13 protein-coding genes are annotated in these 16,085 nt (G+C 70.4%); 9 read left to right on the top strand and 4 right to left on the bottom strand.

Annotation, left to right across the window (positions count from 1 at the left end; all coding sequences use genetic code 11):
• Positions 1-21: 21 nt before the first annotated feature.
• The 5 genes from glgX to ISG29_RS17540 are packed head-to-tail and all read left to right on the top strand — an operon-like array spanning position 22 to position 8,306.
• Positions 22-2,202 carry a glycogen debranching protein GlgX gene (gene glgX, locus ISG29_RS17560; protein WP_194504759.1) on the top strand — a complete coding sequence of 727 codons (2,181 nt, stop codon included), beginning with the start codon at positions 22-24 and terminating at the stop codon, positions 2,200-2,202.
• Positions 2,199-4,766 carry an alpha-amylase family glycosyl hydrolase gene (locus ISG29_RS21095; RefSeq protein ID WP_328829686.1) on the top strand — a complete coding sequence of 856 codons (2,568 nt, stop codon included), beginning with the start codon at positions 2,199-2,201 and terminating at the stop codon, positions 4,764-4,766. The genes glgX and ISG29_RS21095 overlap by 4 nt, the downstream gene beginning before the upstream one ends.
• Before the next feature lies 1 nt (position 4,767).
• Positions 4,768-6,543 carry a malto-oligosyltrehalose trehalohydrolase gene (gene treZ / locus ISG29_RS17550; protein ID WP_194504758.1) on the top strand — a complete coding sequence of 592 codons (1,776 nt, stop codon included), beginning with the start codon at positions 4,768-4,770 and terminating at the stop codon, positions 6,541-6,543.
• A gap of 16 nt (positions 6,544-6,559) precedes the next feature.
• Complete coding sequence (locus tag ISG29_RS21760; protein WP_328829684.1) at positions 6,560-7,402, top strand: NYN domain-containing protein; 843 nt, start codon at positions 6,560-6,562, stop codon at positions 7,400-7,402.
• A 28-nt stretch (positions 7,403-7,430) separates the two neighbouring features.
• Positions 7,431-8,306, top strand: a complete 876-nt coding sequence (locus tag ISG29_RS17540; protein ID WP_194504756.1) for a hypothetical protein — start codon at positions 7,431-7,433, stop codon at positions 8,304-8,306.
• On the opposite strand, the gene ISG29_RS17535 is transcribed toward ISG29_RS17540, so the two are convergent.
• Entirely contained in the window at positions 8,265-10,469 is a 2,205-nt protein-coding gene (locus ISG29_RS17535; RefSeq protein ID WP_194504755.1) for an MMPL family transporter, read from the bottom strand. The genes ISG29_RS17540 and ISG29_RS17535 overlap by 42 nt on opposite strands.
• A 121-nt stretch (positions 10,470-10,590) precedes the next feature.
• On the opposite strand from ISG29_RS17535, the gene ISG29_RS17530 reads away from it, so the two are divergent.
• Positions 10,591-11,346 carry a TetR/AcrR family transcriptional regulator gene (locus tag ISG29_RS17530; protein WP_194504754.1) on the top strand — a complete coding sequence of 252 codons (756 nt, stop codon included), beginning with the start codon at positions 10,591-10,593 and terminating at the stop codon, positions 11,344-11,346.
• Between the two features lie 9 nt (positions 11,347-11,355).
• Here ISG29_RS17530 and ISG29_RS17525 read toward each other — a convergent pair whose 3' ends face one another.
• Positions 11,356-12,054: an NAD-dependent deacylase gene (locus ISG29_RS17525; protein ID WP_328829681.1), complete on the bottom strand. Its 699-nt coding sequence runs from the start codon at positions 12,052-12,054 to the stop codon at positions 11,356-11,358.
• Between the two features lie 153 nt (positions 12,055-12,207).
• On the opposite strand from ISG29_RS17525, the gene ISG29_RS17520 reads away from it, so the two are divergent.
• A complete protein-coding gene (locus ISG29_RS17520; RefSeq protein ID WP_235960288.1) occupies positions 12,208-12,348 on the top strand; it encodes a GNAT family N-acetyltransferase in 141 nt (46 codons plus the stop codon).
• A gap of 112 nt (positions 12,349-12,460) precedes the next feature.
• Positions 12,461-13,693: a DNA cytosine methyltransferase gene (locus tag ISG29_RS17515; RefSeq protein WP_194504752.1), complete on the top strand. Its 1,233-nt coding sequence runs from the start codon at positions 12,461-12,463 to the stop codon at positions 13,691-13,693.
• Here ISG29_RS17515 and ISG29_RS17510 read toward each other — a convergent pair.
• Together ISG29_RS17510 and ISG29_RS17505 are read right to left on the bottom strand one after the other, a co-directional pair.
• Positions 13,690-14,538 carry a PmeII family type II restriction endonuclease gene (locus ISG29_RS17510; protein WP_194504751.1) on the bottom strand — a complete coding sequence of 283 codons (849 nt, stop codon included), beginning with the start codon at positions 14,536-14,538 and terminating at the stop codon, positions 13,690-13,692. The genes ISG29_RS17515 and ISG29_RS17510 overlap by 4 nt on opposite strands.
• Before the next feature lie 104 nt (positions 14,539-14,642).
• Entirely contained in the window at positions 14,643-15,578 is a 936-nt protein-coding gene (locus tag ISG29_RS17505; protein WP_194504750.1) for a 1,4-dihydroxy-2-naphthoyl-CoA synthase, read from the bottom strand.
• A 62-nt stretch (positions 15,579-15,640) separates the two neighbouring features.
• Here ISG29_RS17505 and ISG29_RS17500 point away from each other — a divergent pair, with 62 nt between their 5' ends.
• A complete protein-coding gene (locus tag ISG29_RS17500) occupies positions 15,641-16,084 on the top strand; it encodes a nitroreductase family deazaflavin-dependent oxidoreductase (RefSeq protein ID WP_194504749.1) in 444 nt (147 codons plus the stop codon).
• Position 16,085: the final 1 nt, after the last annotated feature.

Genomic DNA, 16,085 nt, shown 5'->3' with positions numbered 1-16,085 from the left:
CGGTTGCAGTGGAGGAACCCCATGGAGATCTGGCCCGGCACCGCCTACCCGCTGGGTGCGACGTTCGACGGCACCGGCACCAACTTCGCCCTGTTCAGCGAGGTCGCCGAGCGGGTCGAGCTGTGCCTCTTCGACGAGCCGGACGCCGCCCCCGACTCCGAGGCCCTGACCGAGACCCGGGTCGAGCTCACCGAGATCGACGCCCACGTGTGGCACTGCTATCTGCCGCACGTGCAGCCCGGCCAGCGCTACGGCTATCGCGTGCACGGCCCGTGGGCACCCGAGCACGGCCAGCGGTGCAATCCTCACAAACTGCTGCTCGACCCCTACGCCAAGGCCACCACCCGCGACATCGACTGGGACGAGAGCCTCTTCGGCTACCACTTCGGCGACGAGGACTCCCGCAATGACGACGACTCCGCGTCGCACATGACCCTGGGCGTGGTGATCAACCCGTTCTTCGACTGGGAGGGCGACCGCTCACCGGGCACGGCCTACAACGACACCGTCGTCTACGAGGCGCACGTCAAGGGTCTCACGATGACCCACGCTGACGTGCCCGAGGAGCTGCGCGGCACCTACGCCGGGCTCGCCCACCCGGCGATCGTCGAGCACCTGACCAAGCTGGGCGTCAGCGCGATCGAGCTGATGCCCGTGCACCAGTTCGTGCAGGACTCCACGCTCCTCGACAAGGGCCTCTCCAACTACTGGGGCTACAACACGCTGGCCTTCTTCGCCCCGCACGCCGCCTACTCCGCCGCCGGCCGCACCGAGGCTGGCCGCGGCCAGCAGGTGCAGGAGTTCAAGGCGATGGTCAAGCAACTGCACGAGGCCGGCATCGAGGTGATCCTCGACGTCGTCTACAACCACACCGCCGAGGGCAATCACCTCGGCCCGATGCTGTCGTTCAAGGGCATCGACAACCCCGCGTACTACCAGCTCGTGGCCGAGGACCAGCGCTACTACATGGACTACACGGGCACCGGCAACAGCCTCAACGTCGGGCATCCGCACTCACTGCAGCTGATCATGGACTCACTGCGCTACTGGGTCACCGAGATGCACGTCGACGGGTTCCGCTTCGACCTCGCCTCGACGCTGGCGCGCGAGTTCTACGAGGTCGACCGGCTGGCGACGTTCTTCGAGCTGTGCCAGCAAGATCCCGTGGTCAGCCAGGTCAAGCTCATCGCCGAGCCGTGGGACGTCGGCCCCGGTGGCTACCAGGTCGGCAACTTCCCGCCGCAGTGGTCGGAGTGGAACGGCCAGTACCGCGACACCGTGCGCGACTTCTGGCGCGGCGAACCGGTGCTCGGCGAGTTCGCCTCGCGGCTCTCGGGCTCCTCCGACCTCTACGAGCAGTCCGGCCGCCGCCCGTTCGCCTCCATCAACTTCGTCACCGCCCACGACGGGTTCACCCTGGCCGACCTGGTCAGCTACGAGAGCAAGCACAACGACGCCAACGGCGAGGACGGCAACGACGGCGAGAGCCACAACCGCTCGCAGAACTTCGGCGTCGAAGGGCCGACCGACGACGCGGGCGTGCTGCGCGAGCGCGCGAAGATGCAGCGCAACCTGATGGCCACCCTGCTGCTCAGCCAGGGCGTACCGATGCTGCTGCACGGCGACGAGGGCGGGCGCAGTCAGGGCGGCAACAACAACACCTACGCGCAGGACAACGAGCTCGCCTGGATCGACTGGTCGCGCCTCGACGAGCCGCTGGTCGAGTTCACCGCCGCCGTCTCGGCCCTGCGCGCCGAGCACCCCACCTTCCGGCGCAAGCGCTTCTTCACCGGCGAGAGCGACGACATCGTGTGGCTGCACCCCGACGGCCGCCGCATGGAGGGCGACGACTGGGAGGCCGGCGGGTCGTCGCTGGGCATGTACCTCAACGGCGACGGCATCCGCGGTCCCGGGCTGCGCGGCGAGAAGATCACCGACGACCACTTCGTGCTCTACACCCACGCCGGCAGCGACGACCTACCGATCACGCTGCCGCCCGCCGAATACGCCCAGCGCTGGACGGTCGCGCTCGACACCTCCGGCACCGTCGAGGTCGAGAAGCCCATGGACGCCGGCAGCGGCGTCGTCCTGCCGGCGCGGTCGGTGCTGCTGCTCGTCGAGCACCACGACGCCGAACCGGCACCCGACCTCTCCGTCGACGCCTCGTTGGCGGCTCGGGCAGCCTGGGAGCAGGAGTCGTGACCCGAGTGCCCACCTCGACCTACCGGGTGCAGGTGACCGCGGCGCAGGATCTGTTCCGCGTGGTCGAACTCCTCGACTACCTGCACGATCTCGGCGCCGACTGGGTCTACCTCTCCCCCGTGCTCGAGGCCGAGCCGGGCTCCGACCACGGCTACGACGTCATCGCCCACGACCGCGTCGACCCGGACCGGGGTGGCGCGAAGGGTCTCGCGGCCGTGTCGACACGGGCCCGCGAACTGGGCATGGGCGTGCTGGTCGACATCGTGCCCAACCACATGGGCGTCGCCACACCTCGACAGAACACCTGGTGGTGGACCCTGCTCGAGATGGGCCCCGGGTCAGCACGCGCCGCCGCCTTCGACATCGACTGGGCCGCGGGCGACGGCAAGATCCGCATCCCCGTGCTCGGGTCGGACTCCACCGACGACGTCGAGGTCGACGTCGACGCCGGCGAGGTGCGCTACTACGAGCACGTCTTCCCGTTGGCTCCGGGCACCACCACCCTCGCCGAGCAGCACTACGAGCTGGTGGGTTGGCAGCGCGCCGATCACGAGCTCAACTACCGCCGGTTCTTCGCGGTCAACACGCTCGCTGCGGTGAAGGTCGAGCTGCCGGAGGTCTTCGCCGACTCCCACAGCGAGATCGCCCGCTGGTTCGACGACGGTCTGGTCGACGGCCTGCGGGTCGACCACCCCGACGGGCTCCACGACCCGCGCGGCTATCTCGACGACCTCGCCGAGGTCACCGGGGGCGCCTACGTGCTGGTCGAGAAGATCCTCGAGCCCGGAGAGGAGTTGCCCACCACCTGGGCCACCCAGGGCACCACCGGGTACGACGCCCTCGCTCTGGTCGACCGCGTGCTGGTCGACCCGGCCGGCCAGGCGCCGCTCGATGAGCTGGAGTCGCGGCTGCGTGGCCTCGACGCCCCGCTGGACTGGCACGCGATGATCCACGATCGCAAGCGCGACGTCGCCGACACGATCTTGGGCTCGGAGGTGCGGCGCATCGTGCGTGAGCTGCCACCCCCGGTGGTTGAGCCGGGAGGAGCGCCAGCGACGAGCGTCTCCCCGGTGGTTGAGCCGGGAGGAGCGCCAGCGACGAGCGTCTCCCCGGTGGTTGAGCCGGGAGGAGCGCCAGCGACGAGCGTCTCCCCGGTGGTTGAGCCGGGAGGAGCGCCAGCGACGAGCGCCTCCCCGGTGGTTGAGCCGGGAGGAGCGCCAGCGACGAGCGTCTCCCCGGTGGTTGAGCCGGGAGGAGCGCCAGCGACGAGCGCCTCCCCGGTGGTTGAGCCGGGAGGAGCGCCAGCGACGAGCGTGTCGAAACCCGTCGACGCCGTGGCCGAGCTGCTCGCGTGCTTCCCGGTGTACCGCTCCTACCTGCGCCCGGACGACGCCGACGCCGGCCGCGCGCACCTCGACGAGGCCTTCGCCGCGGCCCGCGCCCACCGGCCCGACCTCGCGGCAACCCTCGAGGCGCTCGAGCCGGTGCTCGGCGACCCCGCGCAGCCGGCTGCCCGGCGCTTCCAGCAGACGTCGGGCATGGTGATGGCCAAGGGTGTCGAGGACTGCTCCTTCTACCGCTTCTCGCGTCTGACCTCGCTCAACGAGGTCGGCGGCGACCCGTCGGACTTCGCTCTCGACGTGGCGGGCTTCCACGCGGCGATGGCGCATCGCCAGGCCACGACGCCGCACGCCATGACCGCGCTCTCGACGCACGACACCAAGCGCGGCGAAGACGTGCGCGCTCGCATCCATGTGCTGGCCGAGACCCCGAGACACTGGATCGACGCCGTCGACCAGCTGCTCACAGCTGCCCCGATCCCGGATGCCGGGTTCGCCCACCTGCTGTGGCAGGCGGTGCTCGGGGTCTGGGGGTCCGACCCCGACGACGTGCTGCGCGAGCGACTGCACGGGTACGCCATGAAGGCGATGCGCGAGGCCGGTGAGGCCACCACCTGGACCGCACCCGAGGAGGACTTCGAGGCCGCCGTGCACTCCGCCGTCGATGCGGCGTTCGACGACCGGGGCGTGCGCGACGTGCTCGACACGATGCTCGGCTGGGTCTCGGCACCCGGCTGGGTCAACGCGCTGTCGGCGAAGCTGCTCGCGCTGACGATGCCCGGAGTGCCCGACGTCTACCAGGGCTCGGAGCTGGTCGAGCAGTCGCTGGTCGACCCCGACAACCGGCGTCCGGTCGACTTCGAGCACCTGGCCCGAGTGCTGGCCGGGGAGTCCGACGACGTGCGCGGCGCGAAGTTGCGTGTCACCGCGGGCGCGCTCCGGCTGCGGCGCGACCGCCCGGAGCTGTTCACCGGGTACGACCCCGTCGGGGTGACGGGCGAGGCCGCCGACCATGCGGTGGCCTTCGACCGGGGCGGCGCGATCACCGTCGTCACGCGGTTGCCGTTGGGGCTCAACGCCCGCGGCGGCTGGGGCGGCACCCACCTGGACCTCCCGCCCGGTCGGTGGCGCGATGCCCTGACCGGGCGGGGGCACACCGGCCCCGCTGACGTCGCCGACGTCCTGGCCGACCATCCGGTCGCGCTGCTCGTGGAGGAGGACTGACATGACCGATCGGCGCTTCGATGTGTGGGCACCGCGGCCGCAGCGGGTCCGGCTGCTCTGCGGCGACAACGCCGGCGGCACGGTCGTCGAGATGGAGCGAGACGACGGCGGCTGGTGGACGCCGGCCGAGCCGCTGCCTCGAGCCGCTGGAGAGCCCTTCACCGACTACGGCTACCTGCTCGACGACGACCCCGAACCGCGGCCGGACCCCCGCTCGCGGTGTCAACCCGGCGACGTCCACGAGCTCTCCCGCACCTTCGACCCCTCGGGTTTCGCGTGGACCGACCACGCGTGGACCGGCCGCCAGCTCGCCGGCGCGGTCCTCTACGAGCTGCACGTCGGCACGTTCACGCCCGGCGGCACCCTCGACTCCGCGATCGAGCGACTCGACCATCTCGTCGACCTCGGCATCGACCTGGTCGAGGTGCTGCCGGTCAACGCGTTCAACGGCACCCACAACTGGGGCTACGACGGCGTGGCGTGGTTCGCGGTCCAGGAGACCTACGGCGGTCCGCGCGCCTACCAGCGCTTCGTCGACGCCTGCCACGCCCGGGGCCTCGGCGTCGTGCAGGACGTCGTCTACAACCACCTCGGCCCGTCGGGCAACTACCTGCCGCTGTTCGGGCCGTACCTGACGACCGGCCGCAACACCTGGGGAGACCTGGTGAACCTCGACGGCGAGGGGTCGAGTGAGGTGCGGCGCTACATCCTCGACAACCTCGCGATGTGGTTCGACGACTACCACGTCGACGCGCTGCGGCTCGACGCCGTCCACGCGCTGGCCGACACCTCGCCCACCCACCTGCTGGAGGAGATGGCGATCGAGACGGCGGCCCGCTCGGCGCACGTGGGGCGACCGCTCACGCTCATCGCGGAGTCCGACCTCAACGACCCCACCCTCTTCACCCCGCGCGAGGCCGGTGGCTACGGGCTGGACGCGTCGTGGAGCGACGACTACCACCACGCCGTGCACGTGGCGCTCAGCGGCGAGACCACCGGCTACTACGCCGACTTCGAGCCGTTGACCGCGCTGAAGAAGGTCGTCGAGCACGGCTTCTTCCACGACGGGATCTACTCGTCCTTCCGCGAGCGCGACCACGGGTCACCGATCGACGTCGAGCACATGCCGGCCTGGCGGCTGGTGGTGTGCAGCCAGAACCACGACCAGATCGGCAACCGCGCCGTCGGCGACCGCCTCACCGACCACCTCGACGAGCACCAGCTCGGCTGCGCGGCGATGCTCACCCTGCTCGGGCCGTTCACCCCGATGCTGTTCCAAGGCGAGGAGTGGGCGGCCAGCACACCGTTCTGCTTCTTCACCTCCCACCCCGAGCCCGAGCTCGGCGAGGCCACCGCCGAGGGCCGCATCGAGGAGTTCGCGAAGATGGGGTGGGATCCCTCCGTCGTGCCCGACCCGCAGGATCCCGACACGTTCACCCGCTCGAAGCTCGACTGGGCCGAGCCGGAGCACGCGGGGTCGCGGCATGCGCGCATGCTGCTGCTCTACCGCACGCTGACCCGGCTGCGCCGGGAGCGCACGGAGCTCACCGACCCCGCCATGACCGCCCATCGCTGCACGGTCGACGAGGGCGCCCGCCTGGTGCACCTGTGGCGCGGCGGCACGCTCGTCGCCCTCAACCTCGGCGAGACGGAGCAGAGCGTCCTCGACGTGCAGGGCGACTTGCTGGCCGTGACCGGTGCGGGGTCGGGGTCCGAGGCGAGCCTGGCCGGCGGCACGCTCGTGCTGCCAGCACATGCCGGAGCGGTCGTCGGCTGATCCGTAGGGTGTGCCCGTGGCTGAGAACTCCCGGGTGGCGGTGTACCTCGACTTCGACAACATCGTGATCTCCCGCTACGACCACGTGTTCGGCACAGGCACGTGGCGGCGAGACGACGCCCGCGACCACACGGCGCACGAGCAGTCGAAGGACGAGATCGACCGCAACCTGGCCACGGCACGCGTCGACGTGGGCGCGATCCTCGACTACGCGTCGTCCTTCGGCACCGTGGCGCAGAGCCGGGCCTATGCCGACTGGTCGGTGCCGGCCAACACCTCCTACCGCCGCCAGCTCGTCGACCGGGCGGTCGACCTGGTGCAGCTCTTCGCGCTGGGCGGCACCAAGAACGGCGCCGACATCCGGCTCTCGGTCGACGTGATGGAGGATCTGATCCGCTACCCCGACCTGACCCACGTGGTGCTGGTCGCCGGCGACTCCGACTACGTGGCGCTCGCACAGCGCTGCAAGCAGCTGGGGCGCTTCGTGGTCGGCATCGGGGTGGCCGGCTCGACCGGGCGGGCCCTCATCGCCGCCTGCGACGAGTTCAGCGACTACGACGCGCTGCCCGACGTCAAGCCGGTCTCCCGCAAGGCGGCCAAGCAGGCCGACGCCCCCACCGACCCCAACGACGACGCCGGCGCATTGCTGGTGCGCGCCCTGCGCATCGTCGCTGAGAAGTCGGACGACGAAGGCTGGGCGCACCTCTCGTCGGTCAAGCAGCAGATGGTGCGCATGGACCCGGGCTTCAAGGAGAAGTCGCTCGGATTCTCCTCCTTCCGCGCCTTCGCCGACTCCTTCCCGAAGAAGGTCGAGCTCCAGCAGTCCGGGCAGGCCGTCCGGGCGCGGGTGAAGGGCTGAGCGCCGACCCACCTGCGACGATGACTCCGTGACTCTCCTGCGCCGCTTCGTCTCCGGGCTGCTCGTGCTCCTCTTCGCCGTGCTGCTGCCCGCCGCCATCGCGTCCGCGTGGCTCGACCGGGTGGTGACCGACACCGATGCCTACGTCGACACGGTCACCCCGCTGGCCGACGAGACCCAGGTGCAGCAGGCCGTGGCCGACAAGGTGACGGCGGTCGCGGTGCGGCAGGTGCGCTCGAAGATCCCGGCCGCGATCGCACAGAAGGCGGTCGACGCCGCCGCCCAGCGGGTCGTGACGTCGCGCGAGTTCCCCGACCTCTGGGCGCAGATCAACCGCACCATGCACCGCAAGCTCGTGAAGGTGCTCTCGCAGGACTCCGGCCCCACCGACGTCTCCGTCGACCTCGGACCCGTGCTGCGCAGCACGCTCGACGCGCTGGGCGCGAAGAACCTGCTCAAGAAGGGCGCCACCGACGCACTGCCGCCCGTACAGTTCTCGGTCGCCGACTCCTCCGAGCTCGAGCGCGCCCGCAGCACATACGCCGCGATCGACGACACCGGGCTGTGGCTGCCGGTCGCGACTCTCGTGGTCGGCCTGCTCGCGGTCGCCGTGACTCCCCTGCGTCGACGCGCACTCGCACTCATGGCGGTGCTCGGCTTCGTGACCTGCGGTCTCGAACTACTCGGTCTCGCCGGCTTCCGCTCGCTGCTCGGCAGCGCCGCCGACCCGGGCGAGCAGCGCGACTTCACGCTCGCGGTGTGGGACGCCCTGGCCGCCGACCTGCGCTGGTGGCTGGTGATCGCCCTCATCGTCTGCGCCCTCGTCGCCGTGGTCTCACTCGTCCTGCCTCGGGTGCGGCGCTCAGCGCGCTCCGACGGTGCTGGGTACCTCGGTTCCGCCTGAGCCGGCCCCGTCGGCGTCGATGTCGGTGTCGGCGTGGGCGTCCCCGCCCTCGCGGAAGCCGTACTTCTCCCACCAGCGCGCCATCGGTGCGGGGGCCCACCAGTTCCAGCGTCCGAGCAGTTTCATCGTGGCCGGCACGAGCAGTGCGCGGACGACGGTGGCGTCGATGAGCAGTGCCACCAGCATGCCGATGCCGAGCATCTTCATGAACACGATGCCGCTGGTGCTGAACGCGCCGATCACGACCGCGAGCAGCAGGGCGGCCGACGTGATGATGCGGCCGGTGCGCTGCACGCCGACCGCGACGGCCGCCTCGTTGTCGCCCGTGCGGTCCCACTCCTCGCGCACCCGGGAGAGCAGGAACACCTCGTAGTCCATCGAGAGCCCGAAGAGGATCGCGAGCATGAGGATCGGGTTGGTGGCATCGAGGTAGCCCTGGGGCGTGAAGCCGATGAGATCGCTGAGGTGTCCGTCGCTGAAGATCCAGGTGACGACCCCGAACGAGGCGGTGATCGAGAAGAGGTTCATCACGACCGCCTTGAGTGGCAGCACCACCGAGCCGAACGCCACGAAGAGCAGCACGAACATCACGACGACGACCACGAGGCCCATCCACGGCAGGTGGTCGGCCACCGAGTCGATGAGATCGACGGTGTCGGCCGAGATGCCGCCGACGAGCACGCTGCCGGACGCCGGGTCGACGTCGCGCAGGTCGCGCACGATGCGCTGCGAGCGTTCCGTCTGACCACCGCCCTTCCACACGGCTCGGAGCAGCACGGTGCCGTCCTTCTCCGCCACCTCGTCGACCGACTCGACGCCGCGCACCCGGCCGGCCGCGTTCGCGAACGCGCTGACGTCACGGGGCTTGGTGCCTTGCAGCAGCAGGTTGGCGGTCGAGACCTCCGAGCCGAACTCGGTGTCGAGCAGCACCGAGGCCCGGTGCGCCGCGGAGTCCTCGGGCAGCACCCGGTAGTCGACGCTGCCGAAGCGGGCACCCAGGAAGGGGCTGGCCACGAGCAGCAGCAGGACCACCGTGACGGTCGCGACGACGACCGGGCGCCGCATCACGGCGTGCGCGAGCCGCGCCCACCGCTCGCCCTCGACCCCGCCGCGCGGACCACGGCGCCACGGCAGGCGACCCGCCTCGACGCGGCGTCCGAGCAGGCGGAGCACCGCGGGCAGGATCGTGAGGGCGGCGAGCATCGCGACGAGCACGGCCGCGATACCGCCGTACCCCATCGAGCGCAGGAACGCCTGCGGGAACAGCAGCAGGCTCGCCATCGCGCCGGCCACGGTGAGCGCGGAGAACAACACGGTGCGCCCGGCGGTCGACATGGTGCGCCGGATGGCGACGGCCGCGGCGTCGGGAGCATCGTCTGGCAGCAGGGCCAGTTCCTCGCGGAACCGACTGACGACGAAGAGGGCGTAGTCGATGGCCAGGCCGATGCCGAGCAGGGAGATCACGTTGACCGAGAAGATCGAGACGTCGGTGAACTCCGCGATCAGCCGGACGACGGCCAGGGCGCCGAGCATCGCGCCGAGACCGACGAGGGTGGGCATGAGGGCAGCGACGACGCTGCCGAAGATGATGAGGGCGAGGATCACCACGGCGGGCAGCGAGATGAGCTCGGCGTGCTCGGCGTCCTTGCTGGTGATGGCGTTGACGTCGTCGTAGATCGCGTACGGGCCGGCGAGATCGGTGGTGAGGGTCGTCGACTGCAGCACCGGGGCGATGTCGTCGTAGTGGGTGAGGAAGTCGTCCTGACTGGTGCCCGCCAGGGAGATCTGAACCTGGGCGTAGTGACCGTCCGCGCTCACCAGGCCGGCCCGCGGCGGTGCCTGGTAGTAGGGCAACACCCGCGCCACGGCGTCCTTCGGCAGCTCGCGCACCACCTGCTTCACGGCCCGCTCGAACGCGGGGTCGTCGGCCTCCAGCCTCTTCGAGGAGTAGATCGCGACGACGTCGATGCTCTGGTTGCCCAGCGCCGCGCGCTCGGCGGCGAGCTCTTGGTAGCCCTCCGACGACGGATCGTCGAACCCGCCCTGCGACAGCGACCCGAACACCCCGGCGCCGTACCCACCTGCGAGCAGGACGACGACGGCGGCGGCGACGAGCACGCGGACCGGCCGCCGCGCCAGGACGGCTCCCCATCGATCGAGCATGCGCTGACCCCTGACCCTCTCGAGTGCCGTGACGTAATATGACGTCACTGTTGTGAACGGTGTAAACCGTAAACGGCGTAAACGTTCATCGTCAACGGCTTGGTCCGGAGGTCTGCACCACATGCACCTGCACGAGCCGACGCGTCGGGAGCAGCGCCGCGAGCAGACGTTCGCCGAGATCGTGACGACGTCGCGCGCGCTCATCGGCGAGGGTGAGGATCTCTCGCTGCGGGCCGTCGCCGCGCGGATGGGCGTGACCGCGCCCGCGCTGTACCGCTACGTGGCGTCGTACCAGGAGCTGGTCGACCTCGTCGCCTTCGAGGTCGACCGACTCGCCACCGAGGGGTTCGCGGCCGCCGCCGACGCGCTGCCTGCCGACGATCTCGCCGGGCGACTGGTCGTGGGCGTGTGCGCCTTTCGGCGCTGGGCCCTCAGCGCACCGCGCGAGTTCGGGATGGTGTTCGCGAACCCGGTGGCCGAGAGCCCCTGCACGCGCCGCGAGCTGCTGACCCTGGCCAGCTCGGGGATCTTCTTCACCGACCTCATCAGGCTCCTGTGGGAGCGCGAGCGGTTTGCACTGCCCCGCCTGGAGGATCTCCCCGACACCGTGCGCGCGGCCGTGCTCGACCCGCTCATCCCCGCGAAGGTCGACGACATCGCAGCCGAGGACCGCGGCCTGGTCTGGATCATGATGCAGGGCTGGTCGCGGCTCTACGGCGTGGTCGCCCTCGAGGTCTTCGGCCACCTCGACCCCCGCGTCGTCGAGAGCGGCGAGATGTTCGTCGACGTCATGACCAGCGCCCTGCCCCTTCTCGGGCTCGACCACGAGCAGGAGCGACTCGATGCTCTGATGCGTGCGGAGCTGGCTCGCAGCTGACCCGGGCGCCTACAGGTGCTGTGAGGCCAGCACGTCGTCGACCCACGAGGGCACGAGCACGCTGGCGGGCCCGAGTCGGGACTCGTGGAACCACACCGAGCCCTCGCTGGGGTCGAGGTTGAGCTCGAGCGTCTTGGCGCCGTACCTCAGGGCCTGCTGCACGAACCCGGCGGCCGGGTAGACGGCACCCGAGGTTCCGACGGAGACGAACAGATCGGCCTCGGCGACGGCGGCCAGGATGCGGTCCATCTGATACGGGATCTCGCCGAACCACACGACGTCCGGCCGCAGCTCGGTGGCACCGCAGCCGGGGCAGGGCGGAAAGTCGACGAGGGTGCGGGTCCAGTGGGTGCGCCGATCGCAGGCTCGGCACCAGGCGGAGTTGAGCTCGCCGTGCATGTGGATGACGTTGCGGCTGCCGGCGCGCTCGTGCAGGTCGTCGATGTTCTGGGTGACGACGAGCAGGTCGTCGGGCAGCTGCTCCTCGAGCCCGGCCAGGGCGATGTGGGCGGCATTGGGCTGCACGCCGACGAGGTGCTCACGGCGGGCGTCGTAGAACTCCTGCACCAGCTTCGGTTGGCTCTCGAAACCCTCGGGGGTGGCGACCTCCTCGATCGAGTGCCCCTCCCACAAGCCGTCGGCGTCGCGGAAAGTGGGCACGCCACTCTCGGCGGAGATGCCGGCTCCGGTGAGCACCACGATCTTCACGAGCCACACCCTAGTGACCGTCGGCACAACCGGGCAGTGGGCGTCGTCACAACCAAGAAGTCGGTCCGCCTCGAGCAGACCTCGGTGCGAGCCTGAGCCGCATGCCCCTGCCCGCAGGCCGAGGTCGACACCCGCAGCGCCGCCTCGGCGAGGGTGCTGGAGAAGATCGGGTTCGAGTGCGAGGGCACCCTGCGCGAGGACTGCGTGGTCGACGGCGTCGTCTCGGACTCCTGGGTCTACGGCCTGCGGCGTCGCGATCGGACGCCGCCCGGCACTGTCGGTGCTCGCGCCTAGGTTGATCGCGGCGCGGGGTCCCGGGAGGTAGCCGCCCCACGACCTAGGATCGAGCGACGTCAGAAGGGAGCCGCGCGTGCCCGCAGCCTCGCCACCTCGCAGACCACTCACGGTGGTCTCGCTCTTCACCGGCGCCGGAGGGCTCGACACGGGCCTCGACGCGACCGGCGAGTTCGACCTGCTCGGGTGCGTCGAGATCGAGAGCCGCTACTGCGAGAGCCTGCGCGTCAACCGGGCTGCCGGGCGCTTCGGGTCGCCGTCCACCGAGATCATCGAGGCCGACCTCTCCGTGCTCGACCCGGTGGTACTGATGGAGAAGCTCGGCATCGAGCCGGGCGAGGTCGACGTGCTGGTGGGCGGCCCGCCGTGTCAGGCGTTCAGCACGGCCGGACGCCGCAAGTCGGTCGCCGACCCGCGCGGCACGCTGGTGTGGGACTTCCTGCGCTTCGTCGAGGCACTCCAGCCCACGATGTTCGTGATGGAGAACGTGCGCGGACTCCTCTCCGCAGCGCTCCAGCACCGCCCGATCGCCGAACGCCCGCCCCACGGCCCACCGCTGACCCGGGCCGAGCTGCCGGGGTCGGTGATGCGGCTGTGGGCGCACGATCTCGCCCGGCTCGAGGGCGGCTACCGCGCCGACTGCTTCGAGGTGAACGCGGTCAACTACGGCGCGCCGCAGCTGCGCGAGCGGGCCCTGGTCATCGGCAACCGGCTCGGCAAGGTCGTCGACTTCCCGGAGCCGACTCACGGCCCCGGCACCGACCGACCCTTCGGCACCCTGGGCGAGGCGCTGGCCGGCGTGGTCGAGGCGCCCGCGGAGCGGGTGCTCATGGACTTCAGCCCCCGCAAGAAGGCCTACCTCGAGCTGGTCACCCCCGGCGGGAACTGGCGCACCCTGCCCCCCGCGGTGGCGCAGGAGTCGATGGGCCGGGCGTTCCACGCCAAGGGCGGCCGGTCGGGCTGGTGGCGTCGGCTGAGCCGCGACCTGCCCTGCCCCACGATCACCACGATGCCCAACCACTCCAGCACCTCGATGTGCCATCCCGACGAGGTGCGGGTGCTCTCGGTCGCCGAGTGCCTCGCCGTGCAGGAGTTCCCGGCCGACTGGCAGGTCACCGGCTCGCCCCAGGAGCAGTACGCCCAGGTCGGCAATGCCGTGCCTGCGCGGCTCGGCCGGGTCGCGGGCGAGCTCGTGGCGGCCGAGCTGCGCTCCCCCGAGGCCCACGTGGTGGCCGACGCCGAGCCGTTCCGGCGCGTCTACCTGCGCTCGCACGTGCGCACGCGGCGCTGGTACGGGTCGGGCGAGGGCGCGGTCGTGTGGCCGCCGTCCGCTGCGTCGTCCTAGAAGGAGCCCTTGAAGATGCCCTCCCACATCTCGGTCTCCTCACCGACCAGGTCGAAGGCGTCGCGAAACGACTGCGCCAATTTGAGCCGTGCCTCGATGAGGTGCTCGTAGAAGGTCTTGCCGCCGTGCTCGACGGCGAAGCGCGCCTGCGCCTCCTTGATCGCCCGGAACACCGCGATGTGGGCGTCGCGCACCCCGGTGACGAACTCCCACAGATCCTTGCCGACCAGGGTGTGCACGTAGGGGCCGGTGCGTCCGCGCACCATGAGCGGCTTGTTGTTCACGCTCGTGCGCTTGCCGTAGTAGATGCCGATCACGATGTCGCAGCCGGTGGCCTCGTGCACCGCCGGGAAGTTCTGCGCCATCTCGTGGGCGTGGCTCTGGTTCATCGTCCACGGTCCGGCCTTGAGCGTCATCAGGATGCGTCGTCCGTCGACGGTGATCTCGCGGTCGATCGAGCTCCACACCGTGCTGGTGTGCTTGGCGGTCTTCTCCGCCGGCAGTCGGACGTCGAAGATCGGGAAGATCTTGTCCTCCACGAACCGGCCGAACGCGGTCGCGTCGCCGTGTGGCAGCTTCGCCATCTGCGCGTACTCGGCCGCCTCGAACGGCGAGAAGATGTTGTACGCCGGGGCGAGCGCGAGCATGAGGAAGGGGTTGATGTTCACATCGCTGCTCGCGACGTCGGTCATCTTCTGCACCTTGTCGAGCCGCCGGTTGAGCAGGCCCAGCGTCATCTCGGCGATCGCCTCGAACTGGTGCTCCGGCATCTCCTCGAGCAGCGACTCCCGCGCGATGGTCACCGGCGGGGCGAAAAGCTCGGCCTGGTCCGGGTCGTCGCGCATGCGGCTCACCCTAGATCGCGCCGCGTGATGGGCCGGGTCGCGATCCTGGTCCACCAGACGGACCGGATCGACGACCTATCTGTCCTCACCCGCGGCGAAGCGGTTCAGTAGTACCACGGGTACTCCGACCAGTCCGGATCGCGCTTCTCCAGGAACTGGTCGCGGCCCTCCTGGGCCTCGTCGGTCATGTAGGCCAGCCGCGTGGTCTCACCGGCGAAGATCTGCTGGCCGACCAGCCCGTCGTCGATGGCGTTGAAGGCGTACTTGAGCATCCGCTGCGCGGTGGGGCTCTTGCCGTTGATCTTGGCGCCCCACTTCAGGGCGACCCGCTCGAGTTCGGCGTGCGGCACGGCGCGGTTGACGGTGCCCATGCGGACGCCGTCCTCGGCGGAGTAGGTGTCGGCGAGGAAGAAGATCTCGCGGGCGAACTTCTGGCCGACCTGGCGGGCGAGGTAGGCCGAGCCGTAGCCGGCGTCGAAGGAGCCGACGTCGGCGTCGGTCTGCTTGAACTGCGCGTGCTCGGCGCTGGCCAGCGTGAGGTCGCAGACGACGTGCAGCGAGTGCCCGCCGCCGGCGGCCCAGCCCGGCACCACGCAGATGACGACCTTGGGCATGAACCGGATCAGTCGCTGCACCTCCAGGATGTGCAGCCGTGCCAGCTTCGCCTTGTCGATGGGGTTCGGCGCGGCACCGGCGTCCACATGACCGTCGGTCTCGTACTGGTAGCCGGCCTTGCCCCGGATCCGCTGGTCGCCACCGGTGCAGAACGACCACTTGCCGTTCTTCGGGCTGGGGCCGTTGCCGGTGAGGATCACACAGCCGACGTCGGCGCTGGTGCGGGCGTGCTCGAGCACGGTGAGCAGCTCGTCGACCGTGTGCGGCCGGAAGGCGTTGAGCACGTCGGGGCGGTCGAACGCCACGCGCACCGTGCCGTGCTCCTTCGCCCGGTGGTAGGTCAGGTCGCTCAGCTGCTCGAATCCCGGGACGACGCCCCAGGCTTCGGCGTCGAAGATCTCCGAGATTCCCTCGATGGCGCTCATAGGGGCGAACCTATCGCCGCGCGGGGGTGGAAGACGGCGCGGGCCGGTGGTGTTGTGACGCCATGACTCTCACCGGCGAATACCAGCCCAGCCCCGAAGCGTGGGTCCGCAACCAGGTCGAGGCGTTCGAGGCCTCCGACGGCCAGGAGGCGAACACCCTGCCCGATCACCCCGAGTGGCCGATCGTCGTCATCACCTCACGCGGCGCGAAGTCCGGCGTGCTGCGCAAGAACCCGGTCATGCGGGTCGAGAAGGACGGCGCGTACGCGGCCGTCGCGTCGAAGGGCGGCGCGCCCGAGCACCCGACGTGGTTCCACAATTTCGTCGCCCACCCCGAGGTCGACCTCCAAGACGGCGCCGAGAAGCACACGTACCGCGCGCGCATCGTCGAGGGCGCCGAGCGCGAGGAGTGGTGGCAGCGCGCGGCCGCGGTCTTCGCCCCGTACCTGGAGTACCAGGAGAAGACCGATCGGGAGATCCCGGTGTTCGTGCTCGAACGGGTCTAGG

It is taken from the genome of Nocardioides acrostichi (assembly GCF_015319165.1).
Lineage (GTDB): Bacteria > Actinomycetota > Actinomycetes > Propionibacteriales > Nocardioidaceae > Nocardioides > Nocardioides acrostichi.
Note: the sequence above shows the minus strand (reverse complement) of the source record. Positions and strands in the feature narration are given on the sequence as shown.

What these genes read in the sequence shown, in the direction of transcription:
- glgX (WP_194504759.1), top strand. Translation starts at nt 22, where the DNA reads ATGGAGATCTGGCCCGGCACCGCCTACCCGCTGGGTGCGACGTTCGAC.
- treZ (WP_194504758.1), top strand. Translation starts at nt 4,768, where the DNA reads ATGACCGATCGGCGCTTCGATGTGTGGGCACCGCGGCCGCAGCGGGTC.
- ISG29_RS17535 (WP_194504755.1), bottom strand. Translation starts at nt 10,469, where the DNA reads ATGCTCGATCGATGGGGAGCCGTCCTGGCGCGGCGGCCGGTCCGCGTG.
- ISG29_RS17530 (WP_194504754.1), top strand. Translation starts at nt 10,591, where the DNA reads ATGCACCTGCACGAGCCGACGCGTCGGGAGCAGCGCCGCGAGCAGACG.
- ISG29_RS17510 (WP_194504751.1), bottom strand. Translation starts at nt 14,538, where the DNA reads ATGCGCGACGACCCGGACCAGGCCGAGCTTTTCGCCCCGCCGGTGACC.
- ISG29_RS17505 (WP_194504750.1), bottom strand. Translation starts at nt 15,578, where the DNA reads ATGAGCGCCATCGAGGGAATCTCGGAGATCTTCGACGCCGAAGCCTGG.
- ISG29_RS17500 (WP_194504749.1), top strand. Translation starts at nt 15,641, where the DNA reads ATGACTCTCACCGGCGAATACCAGCCCAGCCCCGAAGCGTGGGTCCGC.